Consider the following 15,674-nt stretch of genomic DNA (forward strand, 5'->3'; position numbering starts at 1 on the left):
GTTTTCATCCATTATGATGCAACAATTTTGCATGAGTTTCTCTTTTAAAGCTCCGGGTTGTATTTGAAGGTTGCCTGCGGTTCTTCACATCTGCCGCAGGCGCCTCTGCACGGGCATCAGTTTTACGGAATAAAGAGCAGCGTTTATGAAAAGCAGAACATTTTTTTCTATGTAAAACGAAGCGGTAACCGGCCCGTGAAAGAAGGAGGTTGGAGGATAGGGCGCAGCCCACCCGAAAATCTCCTCCACGGCAGGCCGGTTGAAAGCGAAATGTTTCTGCAACCGTCAGCGAACAAACAAAGCTTTCCTGAAAAAAGAACGTGGTACAAGGCTGGTCAAGTGACGGCAGCTGTATGGAAAGGGGGCAAAATCCTCTTTTCCGTACAGCTTTTTTTTCGGTATGATAGGAGAAGCAGTTTATTTAGAAGAAGGGAACGAAAGCTTTGCAGCAAATAAAAGAAATTATTATTGTCGAAGGAAAAAACGACACCCAGACGCTCCGGCGCTACGTGAATTGCGATACGATCGAAACGAGCGGTTCCGGTATCACAGCTGAAACAATCGAGAAAATACGGCTCGCTCAAAAACGCCGGGGAGTCATTATATTTACCGATCCGGATTTTCCCGGTCAAAAAATCCGTCATATTATTGATCAGTCTGTTCCTGGATGCCGCCACGCCTTTCTGCCGAAACATGAAGCGGTCGATGTACAGAAAGGAAAAGTAGGCATTGAGCATGCAGACAGGGAGGCTGTTATAACAGCGCTTGATTCAGTCAAAACGTCGATGCCCCAAGAAGAAAGAGAGGCCCCGCCAAGCTGGCTGGAGCTTCATCAGGCAGGCCTGCTCGCGGGACCGGGAGCTAAAAAAAACCGGGAAAAGCTCGGCAATCTTCTCCATATCGGCTATGCGAACGGTAAACAGCTCGTCAAGCGGCTTGAACAGTTCCAGGTTACCCGGGAAGAATTTTATGAGGCCGTACAGAAGATGGAGGAAGAAGCATGACAAAAGATATTGCGACACCAAAACGCACGCAGGAAATACTCAAAAAGCACGGATTCCGCTTTAAGAAGAGCCTTGGGCAGAATTTTTTAATCGATCCGAATGTACTCACGAATATCGTCAACGCGGCTTCAGTAACAAAAGAATCCGGCATCATTGAGATCGGTCCGGGCATCGGTGCGCTGACTGAACAGTCGGCCCGTCAGGCAGGAAAAGTACTCGCTTTTGAAATCGATCAGCGCCTTCTGCCGATACTGAAGGAAACGATGGCCCCGTATCCACATGTCGAAGTCATCAATGAAGATGTGTTAAAAGCAGATCTGCACACCTTTATAAACAGTCACTTTGAAGAAGGCCAGGACCTCGCTGTCGTAGCCAATCTTCCTTACTACGTCACCACACCGATCCTGATGAAACTGCTGGAGGAAAAGCTCCCGGTCCGGGTGATGGTTGTGATGATGCAGACGGAAGTGGCGGAAAGAATTTCGGCAAAACCCGGCTCCAAAGCGTATGGTTCCCTTTCGATTGCGGCCCAGTATTATGCGCATGCCGAAACGGTTTTTCAGGTGCCGCGTACGGTCTTTATGCCGCAGCCGAATGTCGATTCTTCGATTCTGCGGCTGACGAGAAGGGAAAAGCCCCCGGTCGATGTAGTGAATGAAGCGCTGTTTTTCCACATTGTACGGGGAGCTTTCGTCCAGCGCCGCAAAACACTTCTTAACAATCTGTCCAAGCTTTTCGAGGACACTCTTTCCAAAGGAGAAACAGCTGAACGACTTCAGGAAATAGGAATAGACGGAAAGCGGCGGGCAGAAACATTAACAATGACAGAATTTGCCGCTCTGACGAGTGCATTTTACCGCTATACGGGACATCCGCGCTGAAAAAAGTGTTCACTAAGCGAATTAATTGATTGACACCCACACACTGCCTTGCTATAATTTAAATTTTATTTGACTTCCTGCTTAAAATTTAGTATACTAAGGTTTAAGTGAGGTGTCGTACATGGCGAAAACTTTAGCAGAGATCAAACAAGCACTAGAAGCCAATGTTGGGAAGAAAGTGACGGTCCAGGCGAACGGCGGTCGCAAGAAGATCGTGGAACGTTCCGGGCTGCTTGAAGGAATCTATCCTTCTGTCTTTACCGTAAAGCTTGATAAGGATGAGTATTCAATTGAACGTCTGTCTTACAGTTACACCGATGTACTTACCGAAACAGTGAAACTCTCTGTGCCGGGAGATGTGGTGGAAGAACCACAGCCGTAATTACACATAAGCAAAAGCCTGCCGGGGAAATTTTTTCCCGGCAGGCTTTTCTTTATGCAGAAATTTTCCAAAGTGTTCCTGTAAAGGGAATATAGAGGCTTTTTTATACGGAATGCAGGCGGGAGTAAAACGGTCTTACGCTTCAACAGAAGGTATTTTATGTTCTTTTTGAAAGAAACTAATGATAAAATAGCGGAAGCGATGTATTAAGAAGGCTCTGTTAAGGGAAGTGCTTTTGGGGATGAAGCTCATTTCTTCCGTAAAGAAATAGTATTCTCAAAAGAAACAGGACGAACCGTAACAGAGGCATTTAATAAAGAAGGTGACGATGTTGGACAGTATAATTGTAAAAGCTCCCGCAAAAATAAATTTAACGCTGGACGTACTTCATAAAAGAAATGACGGCTACCACGAAGTAGAGATGGTAATGACAACTGTGGACCTGGCAGACAGAGTCCATCTCCAGCCTCTGAATTCGCGGAAAATTCAGGTGGAGTCGAATAACGGCTTCCTTCCCACGGATAAATCCAATCTTGCCTGGCAGGCGGCCCGTATTCTGCAGGAGCGTTACGCGCCGAAAACCGGGGTGAAAATATATATTGATAAAAAGATTCCTGTGTCTGCTGGTCTCGCTGGAGGAAGTACAGATGCAGCAGCAGTACTCCGGGGATTAAATAAAATATGGAACCTGCAGCTTTCCACAGAAGCACTTGCAGAAATAGGGGCGGAAATCGGTTCGGATGTTCCCTTTTGCGTTCACGGCGGTACGGCAGTAGCGAGAGGGAGAGGAGAAAAACTGACGTTTCTTCCGGCCCCGCCGCCGTGCTGGGTCGTACTCGCTAAACCCGCTCAGGGGGTTTCAACGAAAGACATTTACAGCCGGCTGAATCTGGAAACGATGAAACATCCGGATACGGGACGGATGGTCCGGGCAATTGAGGAGAAGGATTTTCATACAATATGCCTCTCACTGGAAAACGTAATGGAAGAGGCGACTTTTTCTTTGAACAGTGACGTAAAAATGATTAAGGACCGCCTGCAGCAGTACGGTGCAGAAGGAGCCGTCATGAGCGGAAGCGGACCGACTGTCTTTGCGCTCGCCAGCGGACAGTCGAGAGCTGACCGTCTGTGCAACGGCCTGAAAGGATTTATGGAGGAAGTACATGTCGTAAGAATGATAGGCACCCCCCATAAGCCTTTGTAATACAGAGGTTGTGAAACCCGTACAAAAATGGTATATTACTGTTTGAACATTCGGGAATCACAGGAGGTGTTAAAATGAAATATCGTCGAAGCGGCCGTCTGGTGGATATGACGGAATATTTACTGCGCCATCCGCACCGTTCGGTTTCGCTGACTTTCTTTTCCGACCGGTACGGGTCAGCGAAATCGTCCATCAGTGAGGATATCGGCATCGTAAAAGAAGTTTTTGAATCAAAAGGAATCGGCCGGCTTGCTACCTCTGCCGGGGTGAGCGGCGGCGTTACATTTGTACCAATGATTCATGAAAAAGAAGCATTGGAAACGGTGGAGAAACTCATCCACAGTCTCGAAGATTCCACCCGTCTTCTGCCGGGCGGCTACTTGTATATGATGGATATTATCGGCGATCCCCAGCGGATGCAGGAGCTGGGACGCATTTTTGCCTCTTTTTATAAAGAAGCCGGAGTGGACACAGTGATGACGATGGCAACAAAGGGAATCCCCCTCGCGTATGCTGTTGCTTCCCACTTGAACGCTCCGGTCAGCATTGTCCGGCATGAGCAGCGTGTTACCGAAGGCTCTATTATAAGCATTAACTACGTTTCGGGATCGTCCCAGCGCATTCAGACGATGTCGCTTGCCAAAAGAAGCCTAAAGCCGGGATCCAACGTACTGATCATCGATGACTTTATGAAAGCCGGGGGAACAATACGCGGCATGATGGATCTGACGGAGGAGTTTCAGTGTACCGTAGCCGGAGCCGGCGTACTGATGGAAGCGGTGCATGAAAAAGAAAAGCTCGTCGACAACTACGTTTCATTAACGAAGCTTTCCAGCGTGGATGCAAAAGGGCGGAAAATCCAGGTGGAAAAAGGCACGATGTTTTCCGGAGACCACAGTTAAAAACAAAAGCATTGCATACAGAGGCTCTTCCGCTGATCTTTCGGCGAAAGGGTCTTTTTCGTATGTATTACTGACGTGCTTTGTTTACTATTTTAAAAGCTGCCTTGAAAACAGCCCGTTCAAGAGGTGGACATAACGCTGCTGCACTCCCGGCAAGGCTTACCCGAGGGCTTGTTCCCGGCTGATTTTGGCGGGAAAACAGTCCGTCAAAATGGATTCTCGAACAGCGCTGATCCTCTGGGTGTCCCCGCCTTCGTTACACAGCACTCGGCATACTTGTCTTGGAGGAGATCTCCAGCTTTCCACAGGCTTCTGCCGGTTTACGCTTCGTTTTTTACCATGAAAGAAACGTACTTCTGTTAACAGAGCCATTTAAAAAAACATGTCCAGGCAGGGCTGGATGCTTACTTTACGGTTTTTTTCAGCTGGTAAGGGAATTGTCAGCGTCAGAAAAGTCTGATATGTTTATAACGCATAGAACAGGCAGGGAGCGGGGCATGGCAATGAAACATATACGGACAGCAGCAGTTTTTATGATCAGCGGACTTTTTCTGTCCCCTTCCGCGGCGGCGGAGGAAGAAAACGTATGGAGAGCCGCTTATGAGCCGGAGCTCCCACCATTTCATTACAGTGAAAATGGAGGGCCGCAGGGATTCGCAGTGGATCTGCTGGAGGAGATTGCAGAAGAGGAAAATTTCCACGTTATTTACGAACCGATGGCAGACTATGAAGCAGCAGCTGCTCTGGAGAACGAAGAAATCGATCTTATTATAGGAATGAGCTACAACCAGGACCGGGCAGAAAGCATGGAATTTTCAAATGCGTATTATTCCACGTCCATCGGTTTGTTCGTACGGGAGGAAGAAGCCGGAGAAATCGACGGGGTGACAAGGCTGGCCGGAAATACAGCGGCTGTGAAAGCAGGAAGCCTTGAGCAGAGCTATCTGGAAAATATCCGCGGGGTCCAGTTCAACGAAACAAGCACCCTGGAGCAGGCAGTTAAACTCGCATCTGCTGAACGTGCTGATGCACTGGCAGGAGAAATTACTTCTGTCGGTCATCTGCTTGATAATCTCGGGGTGGAAGAAGACTTTCAGCTCGTGGACAGCTATATGGTACCGGTGGAATATTCCTTTGCTGCAGCGGCAGAAAATTATGAGGTGCTGCGCGCCTTAAATAATGGGATGCGCACGTTACAGAATAACGGAAGGTATCAGGAGATCTTTCAGGAGTGGTTCCCGGAAGAAAGCGGCCCCGGGGAAAACCTTGTTCTGGTCATGCAGATTTTAGGAGGCACCCTTCTTCTGGCACTGATTGTACTGGCTGCCGGACTGAGAATTAACCGCCGTCTGCAGAAGGAAGTGGAGAAAAAAACATACAGCCTTCATGAAGCAAACCTTTCACTGAAAGAGCAGATTGAGGCAACAAAAAACAGTAATGAATTTCAGAAACAGATTCTCCAGTCCAGCCCCCGTGGAATGATGACGCTGGATAAAGAAGGGAAAATCACCTCCTGGAGTCCGAAGGCTTCCTTTATGCTGAACACAGAAGGAAACAAAACCGGAAAATATTATTATGAAAATCCGCTGCTGCAATATTACTTAAAAGATAAACTGGAGGATGTTCTGCAGCACGGCCGGCAGTTTCTCGGGGAGGAGAGGGATTGGACGAGGGATGATGGCATCCAGCTTCGTCTCCGGGCCTATATCTATCCACTGTATGATTTTGAACAGAAAATTGTTGGTGTTATGTTTACATTTGAGGATATAAGCGAAGAAGTGAGGGTTCGCTACCAGGCGTTTGAAAACGAAAAAAATCAGGCGCTGAGCCGTGTCGTTGCAGGAATTGCCCATGAAATACGCAATCCCCTCACCTCGATTAAAACGTTCGCGGAGCTGATTCCGCTTAAATTTGAAAGCCCACGTTTCCGGGAGAAAATCTCCACACTCGTTCCACAGGAAATAGAACGGCTGAACGAATTAATAGAAGGTCTTATGGATTACAGCAAATCCCGTCCGGCAAAAAAAGAAATGCTCGATACTTCAGACCTTTTGGAAAGCTGCTTTATTCTTTTTGAGAGAACAGCGGAAAACAAAGGGGTCTCTCTCACAACAGCGATCGAAAAAAATCTCGTGATTCTTGCAGACCGCCAGCAGCTGAAGCAGGCGGTTATCAACTTAATTATTAATGCGATCGATGCTCTGGCAGAAGCGGAAGATATAGAGGACAAGTGGATCGTCCTGAAAAATTATGTCTGCGGTGATGAAGTGCGTCTGGTAGTGGAAGACAACGGGCCGGGAATGAGCAGAAAGGTGCAGAAGCAGGCATTCGAACCTTTCTATACTACAAAGCCGGACGGTACGGGGCTTGGTCTTGCTATTGCGAAACAGCACGTAGAAGAAAACAACGGAAGCTTTCATGTGGAAAGCGGCGCAGGAGACGGGACGCGCATTCAGCTCCGGTTTCCTTCGTTTCATCCGGAAAACTGGAAGGAAAGTAATGAGGAGGGAAGATGATGAAAGGCACTGTTTTAATCATTGACGATGAACCGTCCATCTGTGCCTCTTTGGAGTTTGCACTGGAAAATGACTACGAAGTCTGGAGTGCGACCGATCCGGAAAAAGGGTATGACATTCTGGAGAAAGAAGCAGTTGATCTGTGCCTTGTCGATCTGAAAATAGGGCGGGAAAGTGGAATCAACGTGCTGGAAAAAATTAAAGCTTCCCATCCTCAGACCGCAGTTGTAATGATTACAGCCTATGGAACGATTTCCTCATCGGTGGAAGCTCTGCAGAAAGGCGCGTATTCCTATTTGACGAAACCGCTCAACATGGACGAACTGTCCGCGGTGATTGAACGCGCCTTTCAGTATCAGCAGCTGCATAAAAAAGTAGACTATTTAACGAGCGAGCTGGAGAAAAAATACGACAGGGACGGATTTTTCGCGAGAAGCGAAGCGATGAATAAAGTGTTTAAACTGATGGAAAAAGTAAAACAGGTAAATACAAACGTGCTTATTACCGGGGAAAGCGGAACTGGAAAAGAACTTGTCGCCCGCTCGCTGCACTTTTCCGGCGTGCGCTCCCGGGAACACTTTGAAGTCGTCAACTGTGCCGCGATTCCGGAGCAGCTTCTGGAGAGTGAACTTTTCGGGTATGAAAAAGGAGCTTTTACGGGGGCGGTTCAGGCTAAGAAGGGGAAATTTGAAGCGGCCCACAAAGGAACAATTTTCCTGGATGAAATCGGGGATATGCCGCTGAGTGTTCAGGTGAAGCTGCTTCGTGTCCTGCAGCGCAAGGAAGTAACGCGGCTTGGTTCCAATGAAACGCTCCACCTGGACGTACGGGTGATTGCAGCGACGAACAAAGATTTGAAAGAAGAAGTAAGTAAAGGCAACTTCCGGGAGGACCTGTATTTCCGGCTGAACGTCATACAAATTCATCTGCCGCCGCTCCGGGAGCGGATGGATGATGTGCCGCTGCTTGCCCGTCATTTTATCCAAACACTTAATGAAGAACTCGGCCTGCATATCGAAGGGCTGACGAAAAAGGCGGAAGCAGCTCTTCGAAACTATGCTTTTCCCGGCAATATCCGTGAGCTCCGGAACATCATGGAATCCTCGATGGTCATTGCGGAAGGAAGTAAAATTGACGAGGGTGATCTGCCGGAAACGGTAACCGGGGGGAAGGATCAACATGTTTATTCCAGGGAAAACATCGGCTGGAGTTTAAAAGAAGTCGAAAAAAATCATATTCTCCGGACGCTCGAGCACAACAGCTGGCACCGCAGACGGACAGCTGAAATGCTCGGCGTCAGCGAAAGAAGCCTGCGCGACAAAATTAAACTGTACGAACTTACTCCACAAAAACCGGCAGAATCTGCCGGTGGGGAATAATATGCCGGTCTGGAAAACTGATTTAAATGTATGCGTTTTCAAAAAAGCCCGTTCCTGCGGGCTTTTTTATTTTGGCATGGACTTTGCATTAATAAAACAGCAAACATACATGAGGAGGAATAAGTAATGAAAAAATTCATGACGATTCTGGGCGGTTCCGCGCTCGTACTTACAGCATGCGGTGGCAACGACGACGGTGGCAATGCTGCCGAAGGAAATAATAACGATGGCGGCGTGGAAGATGACATGTTTCTGACGATAGCCACCGGGGGAACATCCGGCGTGTACTATCCAATCGGCGGGGCGCTGTCCAACCTGTTTGAAGAAGAACTCGGGGCGGACAGTTCTGTTCAGTCGACGGGTGCATCCGTCGAAAACATCAATCTGCTAGGGGAGGATCGTGCGGAGCTCGCTATTACGATGTCGGATGCAGTTTCCCAGGCTTACGAAGGCACAGGCCCCTTTGAAGATGAAGAGCCGAATGAAGGGCTCCGTGGAATGACTTCCCTTTATCCGAACTACGTCCAGCTCGTTACGACAGCTGATTCCGGCATCGAATCCGTAGAGGATCTTGAAGGAATGGATGTGGGAGTCGGAGCTCCGAACTCCGGTGTGGAACTGAATGCCCGCATGATTCTTGAAGCCCACGGGATGGATTACGAAGATATTAACGAAGACTTTTTGTCCTACAGTGAAGCGATTGACCAGATGCAGAACGAAATGGTCGATGCAGCGTTTGTAACGAGCGGCCTCCCGAACTCTACAGTAATTGACCTTTCTACGCAGAATGATGTGCATATCGTTCCGATTGACGGGGAAGAGCTCGAGTCCCTGCAGGAGCAGTATGACTTCTTCGGCGAAGGAACCATTCCGGCAGACGTTTATGACACAGAAGAAGACGTACAGACAGCTACTATTATGAACGTCATGCTCGTAAATGAAAGCTTGAGCGAAGAAGAAGTATACGACCTGACGAAAACGATGTTTGAAAATATTGATTCGATCCAGGGCTCCCATAACGCTGCGCAGGAAATCGACCTGGATACGGCCACAGAAGGTATGCCTGTACCATTCCATCCGGGAGCAGAGCGCTACCTGGAAGAAGAAGGGGCTCTGGATGAATAAAGGAGGATAGAAGGGGGCTCTCCCTTCTACAAGATGATGAACCGTTATATAGCTTATGTTTTTTCAGTCTTTTTTATCACCGGGTGCGGAGAAAAAGAGCAGGTTATACAAATTCAGCACGGAGAAACCGGAAGCGTGCTGGAGGAATTTCCGGCAGAAACGAATGATGAAGTGGCTCTCTCCTGGGTCCACTCTGTGGAACAGACCCCCTGGACGGACGTTTTTACTATTACAGAAAACTGTCGGCTGCTTTTGACGGAAACGAGGTTCCAGTCGTTCGGAGCCGGAGTAGAACATCAATATGAAGACATCAGCCATGAGGACGGAACGTACACTGCCCGTGGATTGAACGAGTGTCATGACTCTGTTAACTGGATTCATTCCCACGATGCAGAGCACACTGTAACCATTAACCGGGTGGAGGAAGTAGATACAGCGTCTCTTCCACATCATGAACCGCTGCGGATTACGATTGAAGAGAGGTGATGTTATGAGCTCTCAAAAAGATTCCAGGGAAAAAGTGAACCTGGAAGAAGAGCCTGACACAGAAGCACAACAAAAAGTTCTTGAAAAGTACGACAATGAATCCCGATTTCGGATTTTCCGCAGCCGCAGAACAGCCTGGCTCGTATCTCTTACTGCGGTGGCGCTGTCTCTTTACCACCTTTACACGTCCTATTTTGGCACACCTGTTACGCTGCAGCACCGTTCGCTGCACGTAGCAGTCATACTTATGCTCGTGTTTTTCCTTTACCCGCCGCTGAAAACAGCGAAGCGGAATGTTCTGCCATGGTACGATGCCCTCCTGGCATTAATGGCACTTTCAACTACTGTCTATATATTTGTGGAATACGAAGGGATTATCCAGCGGGGAGGCATTCCGAATAACTGGGATCTTTTATTCGGCGGGATTCTCGTCCTGCTCGTACTGGAAGCTGCAAGGCGGGTAACCGGCTGGGGACTGCCGGTACTTGCTTCCCTGTTTCTCGTGTACGGTCTTTTCGGCCGGGAGCTCGGCGGGATTTTCCGTCACCGGGGATACGAATGGAGCGAAATTGTAGGGTACATGTATCAGACGACCGAAGGGGTCTACAGTACGGCCATCGGGGTTTCTGCTACATACATTTTCCTATTTATTCTTTTTGGGGCTTTCCTTCAGAAATCAGGTATGGGCCAGTTTTTTAACGATCTGGCGCTGGCTATTGCCGGTCAGACGCGCGGAGGACCGGCCAAAGTTTCTGTTATTGCGAGCGGGTTTCTTGGAAGCATCAATGGAGCGGCAGTAGCAAACGTTGTTACGACCGGTTCCTTTACGATCCCGCTTATGAAAAAAATCGGCTACAAACGGGATTTCGCCGGAGCAGTTGAAGCATCGGCTTCAGTGGGCGGGCAGATTCTGCCGCCGATCATGGGGGCTGCAGCATTTATTATGGCCGAAATTCTCGGTATGCCGTACAGCGAAATAGCGCTGGCAGCACTTCTCCCGGCACTTCTTTTCTATATCGGTGTTATTACGCAGATCCACCTGCGTGCTTCGAAGGAAGGGCTCCAGGGAATTTCCAAAGAAAATCTCCCGGCTGTCAAGCAGGTGCTGATGGAGCGCGGACACCTGCTTATTCCGCTGATTTTCCTTATGTACATGCTTTTCTTCAGCGGCAGAACGATCATCTTCTCCGCGTTCCTTACGATCCTTGTGACTGTTATCATTGCGATGCTCCGTCACACGACCCGTATGACAGTACGCGACATTTTTGACGCTCTCGAAAACGGAGCGCGGACAGCGGTAGGAGTCGCCGTAGCGTGTGCGGCCGTTGGTCTGATTGTTGGTATCGCTTCTTTAACCGGTTTTGGTCTCAGTCTTGCCAACGGCATCATTACACTCGGCGGGGAAAGTCTGCTGCTGACGCTGATGTTTACGATGGTAGCCTGTATTGTACTCGGAATGGGGCTGCCGAGTATTCCAACCTATATTATTACTTCAACGATGGCAGCACCTGCTTTGATTGAACTTGGCATTGAAGCACTCGTTGCTCATCTGTTCGTCTTTTACTTTGGTATTTTTGCCAATATTACGCCGCCAGTGGCTCTGGCATCCTTTGCTGCTGCCGGAATAGCCGGAGGAAATCAGATGCGGACAGGCTTCGTGTCCATGAAACTTGCAATAGCAGGCTTCATCGTACCGTACTTGTTTGTTTACAACAATTCGCTTCTGCTTACGAACACCACGCTCGGGGAAGGAATTCTCGTAGTCACGACTTCTGTTATAGGGGTAGTGATGCTTGGTGTAGCCGCAGAAGGATTCCTCATGACTAAAATGCCTGCCGTTCTCAGACTGGTTCTTGCAGGCGGAGCGATTCTGCTGATGACACCGAACTTATTGTACGACGCTGCGGCCATCGCAGTAATCGTCATCTGTCTTGGCATTCAGTGGGTGCTTGCGAAGCGGGTAGGTATGAACTATTTGAAAGCCATCTAACAAAGCGTCTGAGCCTGCACGATTGAAAGAAGGAAGAGTCTTTTTGTTAAAACGACATTAATACAAAGCGGGGAACTATCCTGAAAGGTGGTTCCCCGCTTGTTCGCTGCAGAGCGAAAAGACTGCTTTCTGCGGCTCTGCAGCAAAAGATGATAAGATGATGCCATAAGCGGTCAAAATAGTTAAAGTGCAGGATAAATTGTCTTTGGCTTTAAGGGAGGTTTCCGGAGGGCTTGGGCGCAGGTAATTCCAATCTGAAAGAACCGCCGCCCCTCCCTGGGTCTCACGGCATCGTTCCCTGCTGCTTCTTCAGGAAAACCAAATCATAAGGAGGAATAATCCATGAATTTACAGGTTGAAGGAAAAAAGGCTGTCGTGCTTGCTTCGAGCAGAGGACTTGGCGCTGCAGCCGCCGAGATGCTTGCAGCAGAAGGCGCGGAAGTTGTCATTACAGCACGCACCGAGGAAACACTGAATGCGCGTGCGGACAAAATTTATGAACGGACTGGAAAAAAAGTCCGCCCGCTTCTTGTGGACCTGAAGGATCCCGAAAGCATCAAGGAAATGATCAAAAGTGCGGCAGGGGACGAAGAAAGAATTGATATTCTGATTAACAATACCGGAGGACCGAAAGCTGGTGGTTTTCAGGAGATGGAGCTGACTGACTGGGACGATGCGTATTATTTAACGCTTCGGAGCTTTGTGACTTCCATCCGCAGTGCGCTGCCTTATATGAAAGAAAACGGGGGAAGGATAGTTAATGTCACTTCCTCTTCCATCAAGCAGCCGATTGATGATCTTGTTCTGAGCAATACGTTCCGGATGGGGATTCTAGGTATGACAAAATCTCTTTCCAAGGAGCTTGCGGAAGATCATATTCTCATTAACACAGCCGGACCCGGCAGAATTGCCACAGACCGGGTGGAAGAAATGGATAAGAAAAAAGCAGAAAAGCAGGGAAAAACGGCAGAAGAAGTCAAAGCAGCAAGCGAGGCTGCCATACCGCTCGGGCGCTACGGCCGGCCGGATGAATTTGCCTCACTCGTTGTTTTTCTCGCTTCTCCTCTGAATACGTATGTAACCGGTCAGCACATTCTTGCAGACGGTGGCATGACAGATGCATATTAACGAAAGCCGGATGAAATAGACTAATTTCATCCGGCTTTTCTCTTAAAAAACGCTTTTTATAATTACCTAAAATATGGTATACTAAGAATTGCTTGTTAATATCTGCGTGGGGTGCAGATTATTTGTCGGCCAGTTTTTTTGCAATGAAAAAAAGGAGTTCTGTGTCCTGTCCAGAAGTAGGCAAGGACAGAGGAATTAAACTTTAGAGAAAAGGTGGTGGGAGACATGGAAGTAACTGATGTACGGCTCAGGCGCGTGAACACAGAGGGGCGGATGCGTGCAATTGCATCTATTACGATGGATGAGGAGTTTGTAGTACATGATATCCGTGTCATCGATGGGAACAATGGAATGTTCGTAGCAATGCCGAGCAAGCGTACTCCGGACGGGGAGTTCCGCGACATAGCTCATCCGATTTCTTCGAGTGCAAGAGAAAAGATTCAGACAGCAGTATTGAAAGCTTATGAAGGTGCTGAAGAAGTGCCGCAGATAGTTGAAGAAGCGGCAGGCACTTCCTGATATTCATAAATATATAATGTTTTTACGCACAGGCAGACGATCCCCTGCATTCGCCGGGGTGCAGAAGAGTCCTGCGTGATGGAAAAAAGATTTTTAAAAAGAACTTATCAGCACTTTGAGAAGCTGTACGAGATTTTTCGTACAGCTTTTCAGGCTGTTTATAGAGTATTTTTTATACAGGCGTAGACATCTCCCTGCTTTCGCCTCCACAGGACGCTTTCCGGGCGGGCCGGCTTCAGCTCCAGCAGAAACATAAAAAGAAGTTTTCTTTTCGAAAAAACGTGTTGATTCCGCCCTTTCTTCCATTCAAAAGAGGCTTTTTCCTCCGAAACGTCCGGCGGGGACGCCGGTGGGATAAAGCGAAGTCGGAAGATCCTTTTCAAAGCCGGGAGGCATTGAAAATAGCTGAAGACGAGCCCCACGGCAAGCTTCCGCCGGGGAGTGCAGGAGAAAGCTGTACGTTCAGAAGAATCATTATTGTGAAATTAAGACTTAATCAGCACTCTGAGAAGCTGTACGAGATTTTTCGTACAGCTTTTTTTCTATGACCTGCTGAGTATCAGAACGCCGGCAGGTAATTCATGAAAAGGATTCATCTTATTTCCGGGAGCTCTCCTCCGTTCCCTTGAAATCAGGGAGGATATAAGATATATTCATAATGGAAAATGAGGCCGTGGAGGGTAAATACATGACAAATCGATTTGCAGTCGTTCTTGCTGCCGGCAAGGGCACCCGTATGAAGTCAAATTTGTATAAAGTTCTGCATCCTGTTGCAGGAAAACCAATGGTCCAGCATGTCGTTGATCAGCTGGAGCCATGCCGTGTGGAAAAAATCGTCACGATCGTCGGACATGGAGCAGAAACAGTGAAAGAACAGCTCGGTGGCAGTATCGGGTATGCTCTTCAGGAAGAGCAGTTAGGCACCGGTCATGCTGTCATGCAGGCGGAAGAACAGCTTCTGGACCGGGAAGGAACGACGCTTGTGGTGTGCGGAGATACGCCGCTGCTCACAGGAGAAACGATGAAAAAGGTCTTTGAATTTCATGAGGACCAGAACGCAAAAGCAACAATTCTTACTGCCCACGCTGACGATCCGGCCGGGTACGGACGTGTTCTCAGAGATGAGGCAGGCAAGGTCGTAAAAATTGTGGAGCAGAAGGATGCTTCCGAGAATGAAAAAAAAGTACAGGAAATTAACACCGGCACCTACTGCTTCGATAACAAAGCGCTTTTCGAAACGCTGAAGCAGGTCGGCAATGATAATTCCCAGGGAGAATATTATCTTCCGGATGTTATTGAAATTCTTCAGGAGCAGGGAGAAGCTGTTTTTGCCTATCAGAGCTCCGATTTTTATGAAACAATGGGAGTGAACGACCGGGTTGCTTTGAGTGAAGCAGAAAAGTGGATGAAAAAGCGTACAAATGAGTACTGGATGCGCGAAGGTGTAACCATCATCGATCCGCTTCAGACTTATATCGGTGCTGACGTAACAATCGGCCGGGATACGGTGCTTCACCCCGGCACAGTCCTGGAAGGCGAAGTCGCTGTCGGAACAGGGTGCGTCATCGGTCCGCACAGTGAAATTAAAAACAGCCGCATCGCCGACCACACTGTTATTAAGCAGTCTGTTGTCCACCAGAGTGATATCGGCAGCCGGGTGAATATCGGGCCGTATACTCATCTCCGGCCGGAGACGGTTCTGGATGATGACGTTAAAGTCGGTAATTTTGTCGAGCTGAAGAAAATGAAAATGGGACGGGGAAGCAAAGCTTCTCACCTGAGCTATCTCGGAGATGCGGAGATCGGCAGCAGCGTCAATATCGGATGCGGATCGATTACTGTTAATTACGACGGTAAAAACAAACATTTAACGAAAGTAGAAGACGGAGCGTTTATCGGGTGTAATTCCAACCTAATCGCGCCTGTCACAGTCGGATCCGGTTCCTACGTGGCGGCCGGTTCCACGATTACAGAAGATGTGCCCGGCGACTCTCTCGCCATTGCCAGGGAACGCCAGACAAACAAAGAAGGCTACATTAAAAAATAAGCTCTGATCAAAGCCTGAGGCTGCCTGTAAAGCAGGGAAGTGTCTGACATGGAAGTGGAACTTCCCGCTTTGTCAGCTTACAGGGTGTTTTAAATACTACGATTTCTCAAT

Annotated in this window: 14 protein-coding genes; all 14 read left to right on the forward strand. The window is 48.4% G+C overall.

The window, feature by feature from the left end; all coding sequences use genetic code 11:
• The first annotated feature begins 443 nt into the window (after positions 1-443).
• The 14 genes from rnmV (at position 444) to glmU (ending at position 15,563) form a co-directional block, all read left to right on the forward strand.
• The gene (rnmV, locus tag C6Y45_RS12690) at positions 444-1,004 is read left to right on the forward strand and encodes a ribonuclease M5 (RefSeq protein WP_107585602.1); all 561 of its coding nucleotides are present in this window, start codon (positions 444-446) and stop codon (positions 1,002-1,004) included.
• Complete coding sequence (gene rsmA, locus C6Y45_RS12695) at positions 1,001-1,885, forward strand: 16S rRNA (adenine(1518)-N(6)/adenine(1519)-N(6))-dimethyltransferase RsmA (RefSeq protein ID WP_107585603.1); 885 nt, start codon at positions 1,001-1,003, stop codon at positions 1,883-1,885. The genes rnmV and rsmA overlap by 4 nt, the downstream gene beginning before the upstream one ends.
• A gap of 121 nt (positions 1,886-2,006) precedes the next feature.
• Positions 2,007-2,267, forward strand: a complete 261-nt coding sequence (locus C6Y45_RS12700; protein ID WP_107585604.1) for a Veg family protein — start codon at positions 2,007-2,009, stop codon at positions 2,265-2,267.
• A 328-nt stretch (positions 2,268-2,595) separates the two neighbouring features.
• Positions 2,596-3,471, forward strand: a complete 876-nt coding sequence (gene ispE / locus C6Y45_RS12705; RefSeq protein WP_107585605.1) for a 4-(cytidine 5'-diphospho)-2-C-methyl-D-erythritol kinase — start codon at positions 2,596-2,598, stop codon at positions 3,469-3,471.
• A 74-nt stretch (positions 3,472-3,545) separates the two neighbouring features.
• Positions 3,546-4,373, forward strand: a complete 828-nt coding sequence (gene purR, locus C6Y45_RS12710) for a pur operon repressor (RefSeq protein ID WP_107585606.1) — start codon at positions 3,546-3,548, stop codon at positions 4,371-4,373.
• A 497-nt stretch (positions 4,374-4,870) separates the two neighbouring features.
• A complete protein-coding gene (locus tag C6Y45_RS12715) occupies positions 4,871-6,889 on the forward strand; it encodes a transporter substrate-binding domain-containing protein (RefSeq protein WP_160058359.1) in 2,019 nt (672 codons plus the stop codon).
• Positions 6,889-8,268 carry a sigma-54-dependent transcriptional regulator gene (locus C6Y45_RS12720; RefSeq protein ID WP_107585608.1) on the forward strand — a complete coding sequence of 460 codons (1,380 nt, stop codon included), beginning with the start codon at positions 6,889-6,891 and terminating at the stop codon, positions 8,266-8,268. Before C6Y45_RS12715 ends, C6Y45_RS12720 begins: the two co-directional genes overlap by 1 nt.
• A gap of 126 nt (positions 8,269-8,394) precedes the next feature.
• On the forward strand, positions 8,395-9,393 hold the full coding sequence (locus C6Y45_RS12725; RefSeq protein ID WP_107585609.1) for a TAXI family TRAP transporter solute-binding subunit: 999 nt from the start codon (positions 8,395-8,397) through the stop codon (positions 9,391-9,393).
• 33 nt (positions 9,394-9,426) lie between these two features.
• Positions 9,427-9,879, forward strand: coding sequence for a DUF1850 domain-containing protein (locus C6Y45_RS12730; RefSeq protein WP_107585610.1), 453 nt, complete (start codon positions 9,427-9,429; stop codon positions 9,877-9,879).
• 4 nt (positions 9,880-9,883) lie between these two features.
• Entirely contained in the window at positions 9,884-11,869 is a 1,986-nt protein-coding gene (locus C6Y45_RS12735; RefSeq protein WP_107585611.1) for a TRAP transporter permease, read from the forward strand.
• 342 nt (positions 11,870-12,211) lie between these two features.
• Entirely contained in the window at positions 12,212-12,997 is a 786-nt protein-coding gene (locus tag C6Y45_RS12740; RefSeq protein ID WP_107585612.1) for an SDR family oxidoreductase, read from the forward strand.
• A gap of 225 nt (positions 12,998-13,222) precedes the next feature.
• Positions 13,223-13,516, forward strand: coding sequence for a septation regulator SpoVG (spoVG, locus tag C6Y45_RS12745; protein WP_107585613.1), 294 nt, complete (start codon positions 13,223-13,225; stop codon positions 13,514-13,516).
• Between the two features lie 281 nt (positions 13,517-13,797).
• Positions 13,798-14,064, forward strand: a complete 267-nt coding sequence (locus tag C6Y45_RS17620) for a hypothetical protein (protein ID WP_160058362.1) — start codon at positions 13,798-13,800, stop codon at positions 14,062-14,064.
• A 140-nt stretch (positions 14,065-14,204) separates the two neighbouring features.
• Complete coding sequence (gene glmU, locus C6Y45_RS12760) at positions 14,205-15,563, forward strand: bifunctional UDP-N-acetylglucosamine diphosphorylase/glucosamine-1-phosphate N-acetyltransferase GlmU (RefSeq protein WP_107585616.1); 1,359 nt, start codon at positions 14,205-14,207, stop codon at positions 15,561-15,563.
• The last annotated feature ends 111 nt before the right edge of the window (positions 15,564-15,674 follow it).

Origin of the sequence: Alkalicoccus saliphilus, assembly GCF_003044065.1 — a bacterium.
GTDB lineage: Bacteria > Bacillota > Bacilli > Bacillales > Salisediminibacteriaceae > Alkalicoccus > Alkalicoccus saliphilus.

Bases quoted from the DNA above. Each gene is read 5' to 3' on its own strand.
- C6Y45_RS12720 (WP_107585608.1), top strand. From the start codon at position 6,889: ATGAAAGGCACTGTTTTAATCATTGACGATGAACCGTCCATCTGTGCC.
- glmU (WP_107585616.1), top strand. From the start codon at position 14,205: ATGACAAATCGATTTGCAGTCGTTCTTGCTGCCGGCAAGGGCACCCGT.
- C6Y45_RS12735 (WP_107585611.1), top strand. From the start codon at position 9,884: ATGAGCTCTCAAAAAGATTCCAGGGAAAAAGTGAACCTGGAAGAAGAG.
- C6Y45_RS12740 (WP_107585612.1), top strand. From the start codon at position 12,212: ATGAATTTACAGGTTGAAGGAAAAAAGGCTGTCGTGCTTGCTTCGAGC.
- C6Y45_RS12725 (WP_107585609.1), top strand. From the start codon at position 8,395: ATGAAAAAATTCATGACGATTCTGGGCGGTTCCGCGCTCGTACTTACA.
- ispE (WP_107585605.1), top strand. From the start codon at position 2,596: ATGTTGGACAGTATAATTGTAAAAGCTCCCGCAAAAATAAATTTAACG.
- rsmA (WP_107585603.1), top strand. From the start codon at position 1,001: ATGACAAAAGATATTGCGACACCAAAACGCACGCAGGAAATACTCAAA.
- purR (WP_107585606.1), top strand. From the start codon at position 3,546: ATGAAATATCGTCGAAGCGGCCGTCTGGTGGATATGACGGAATATTTA.
- C6Y45_RS12730 (WP_107585610.1), top strand. From the start codon at position 9,427: ATGATGAACCGTTATATAGCTTATGTTTTTTCAGTCTTTTTTATCACC.
- C6Y45_RS12715 (WP_160058359.1), top strand. From the start codon at position 4,871: ATGGCAATGAAACATATACGGACAGCAGCAGTTTTTATGATCAGCGGA.
- spoVG (WP_107585613.1), top strand. From the start codon at position 13,223: ATGGAAGTAACTGATGTACGGCTCAGGCGCGTGAACACAGAGGGGCGG.
- C6Y45_RS12700 (WP_107585604.1), top strand. From the start codon at position 2,007: ATGGCGAAAACTTTAGCAGAGATCAAACAAGCACTAGAAGCCAATGTT.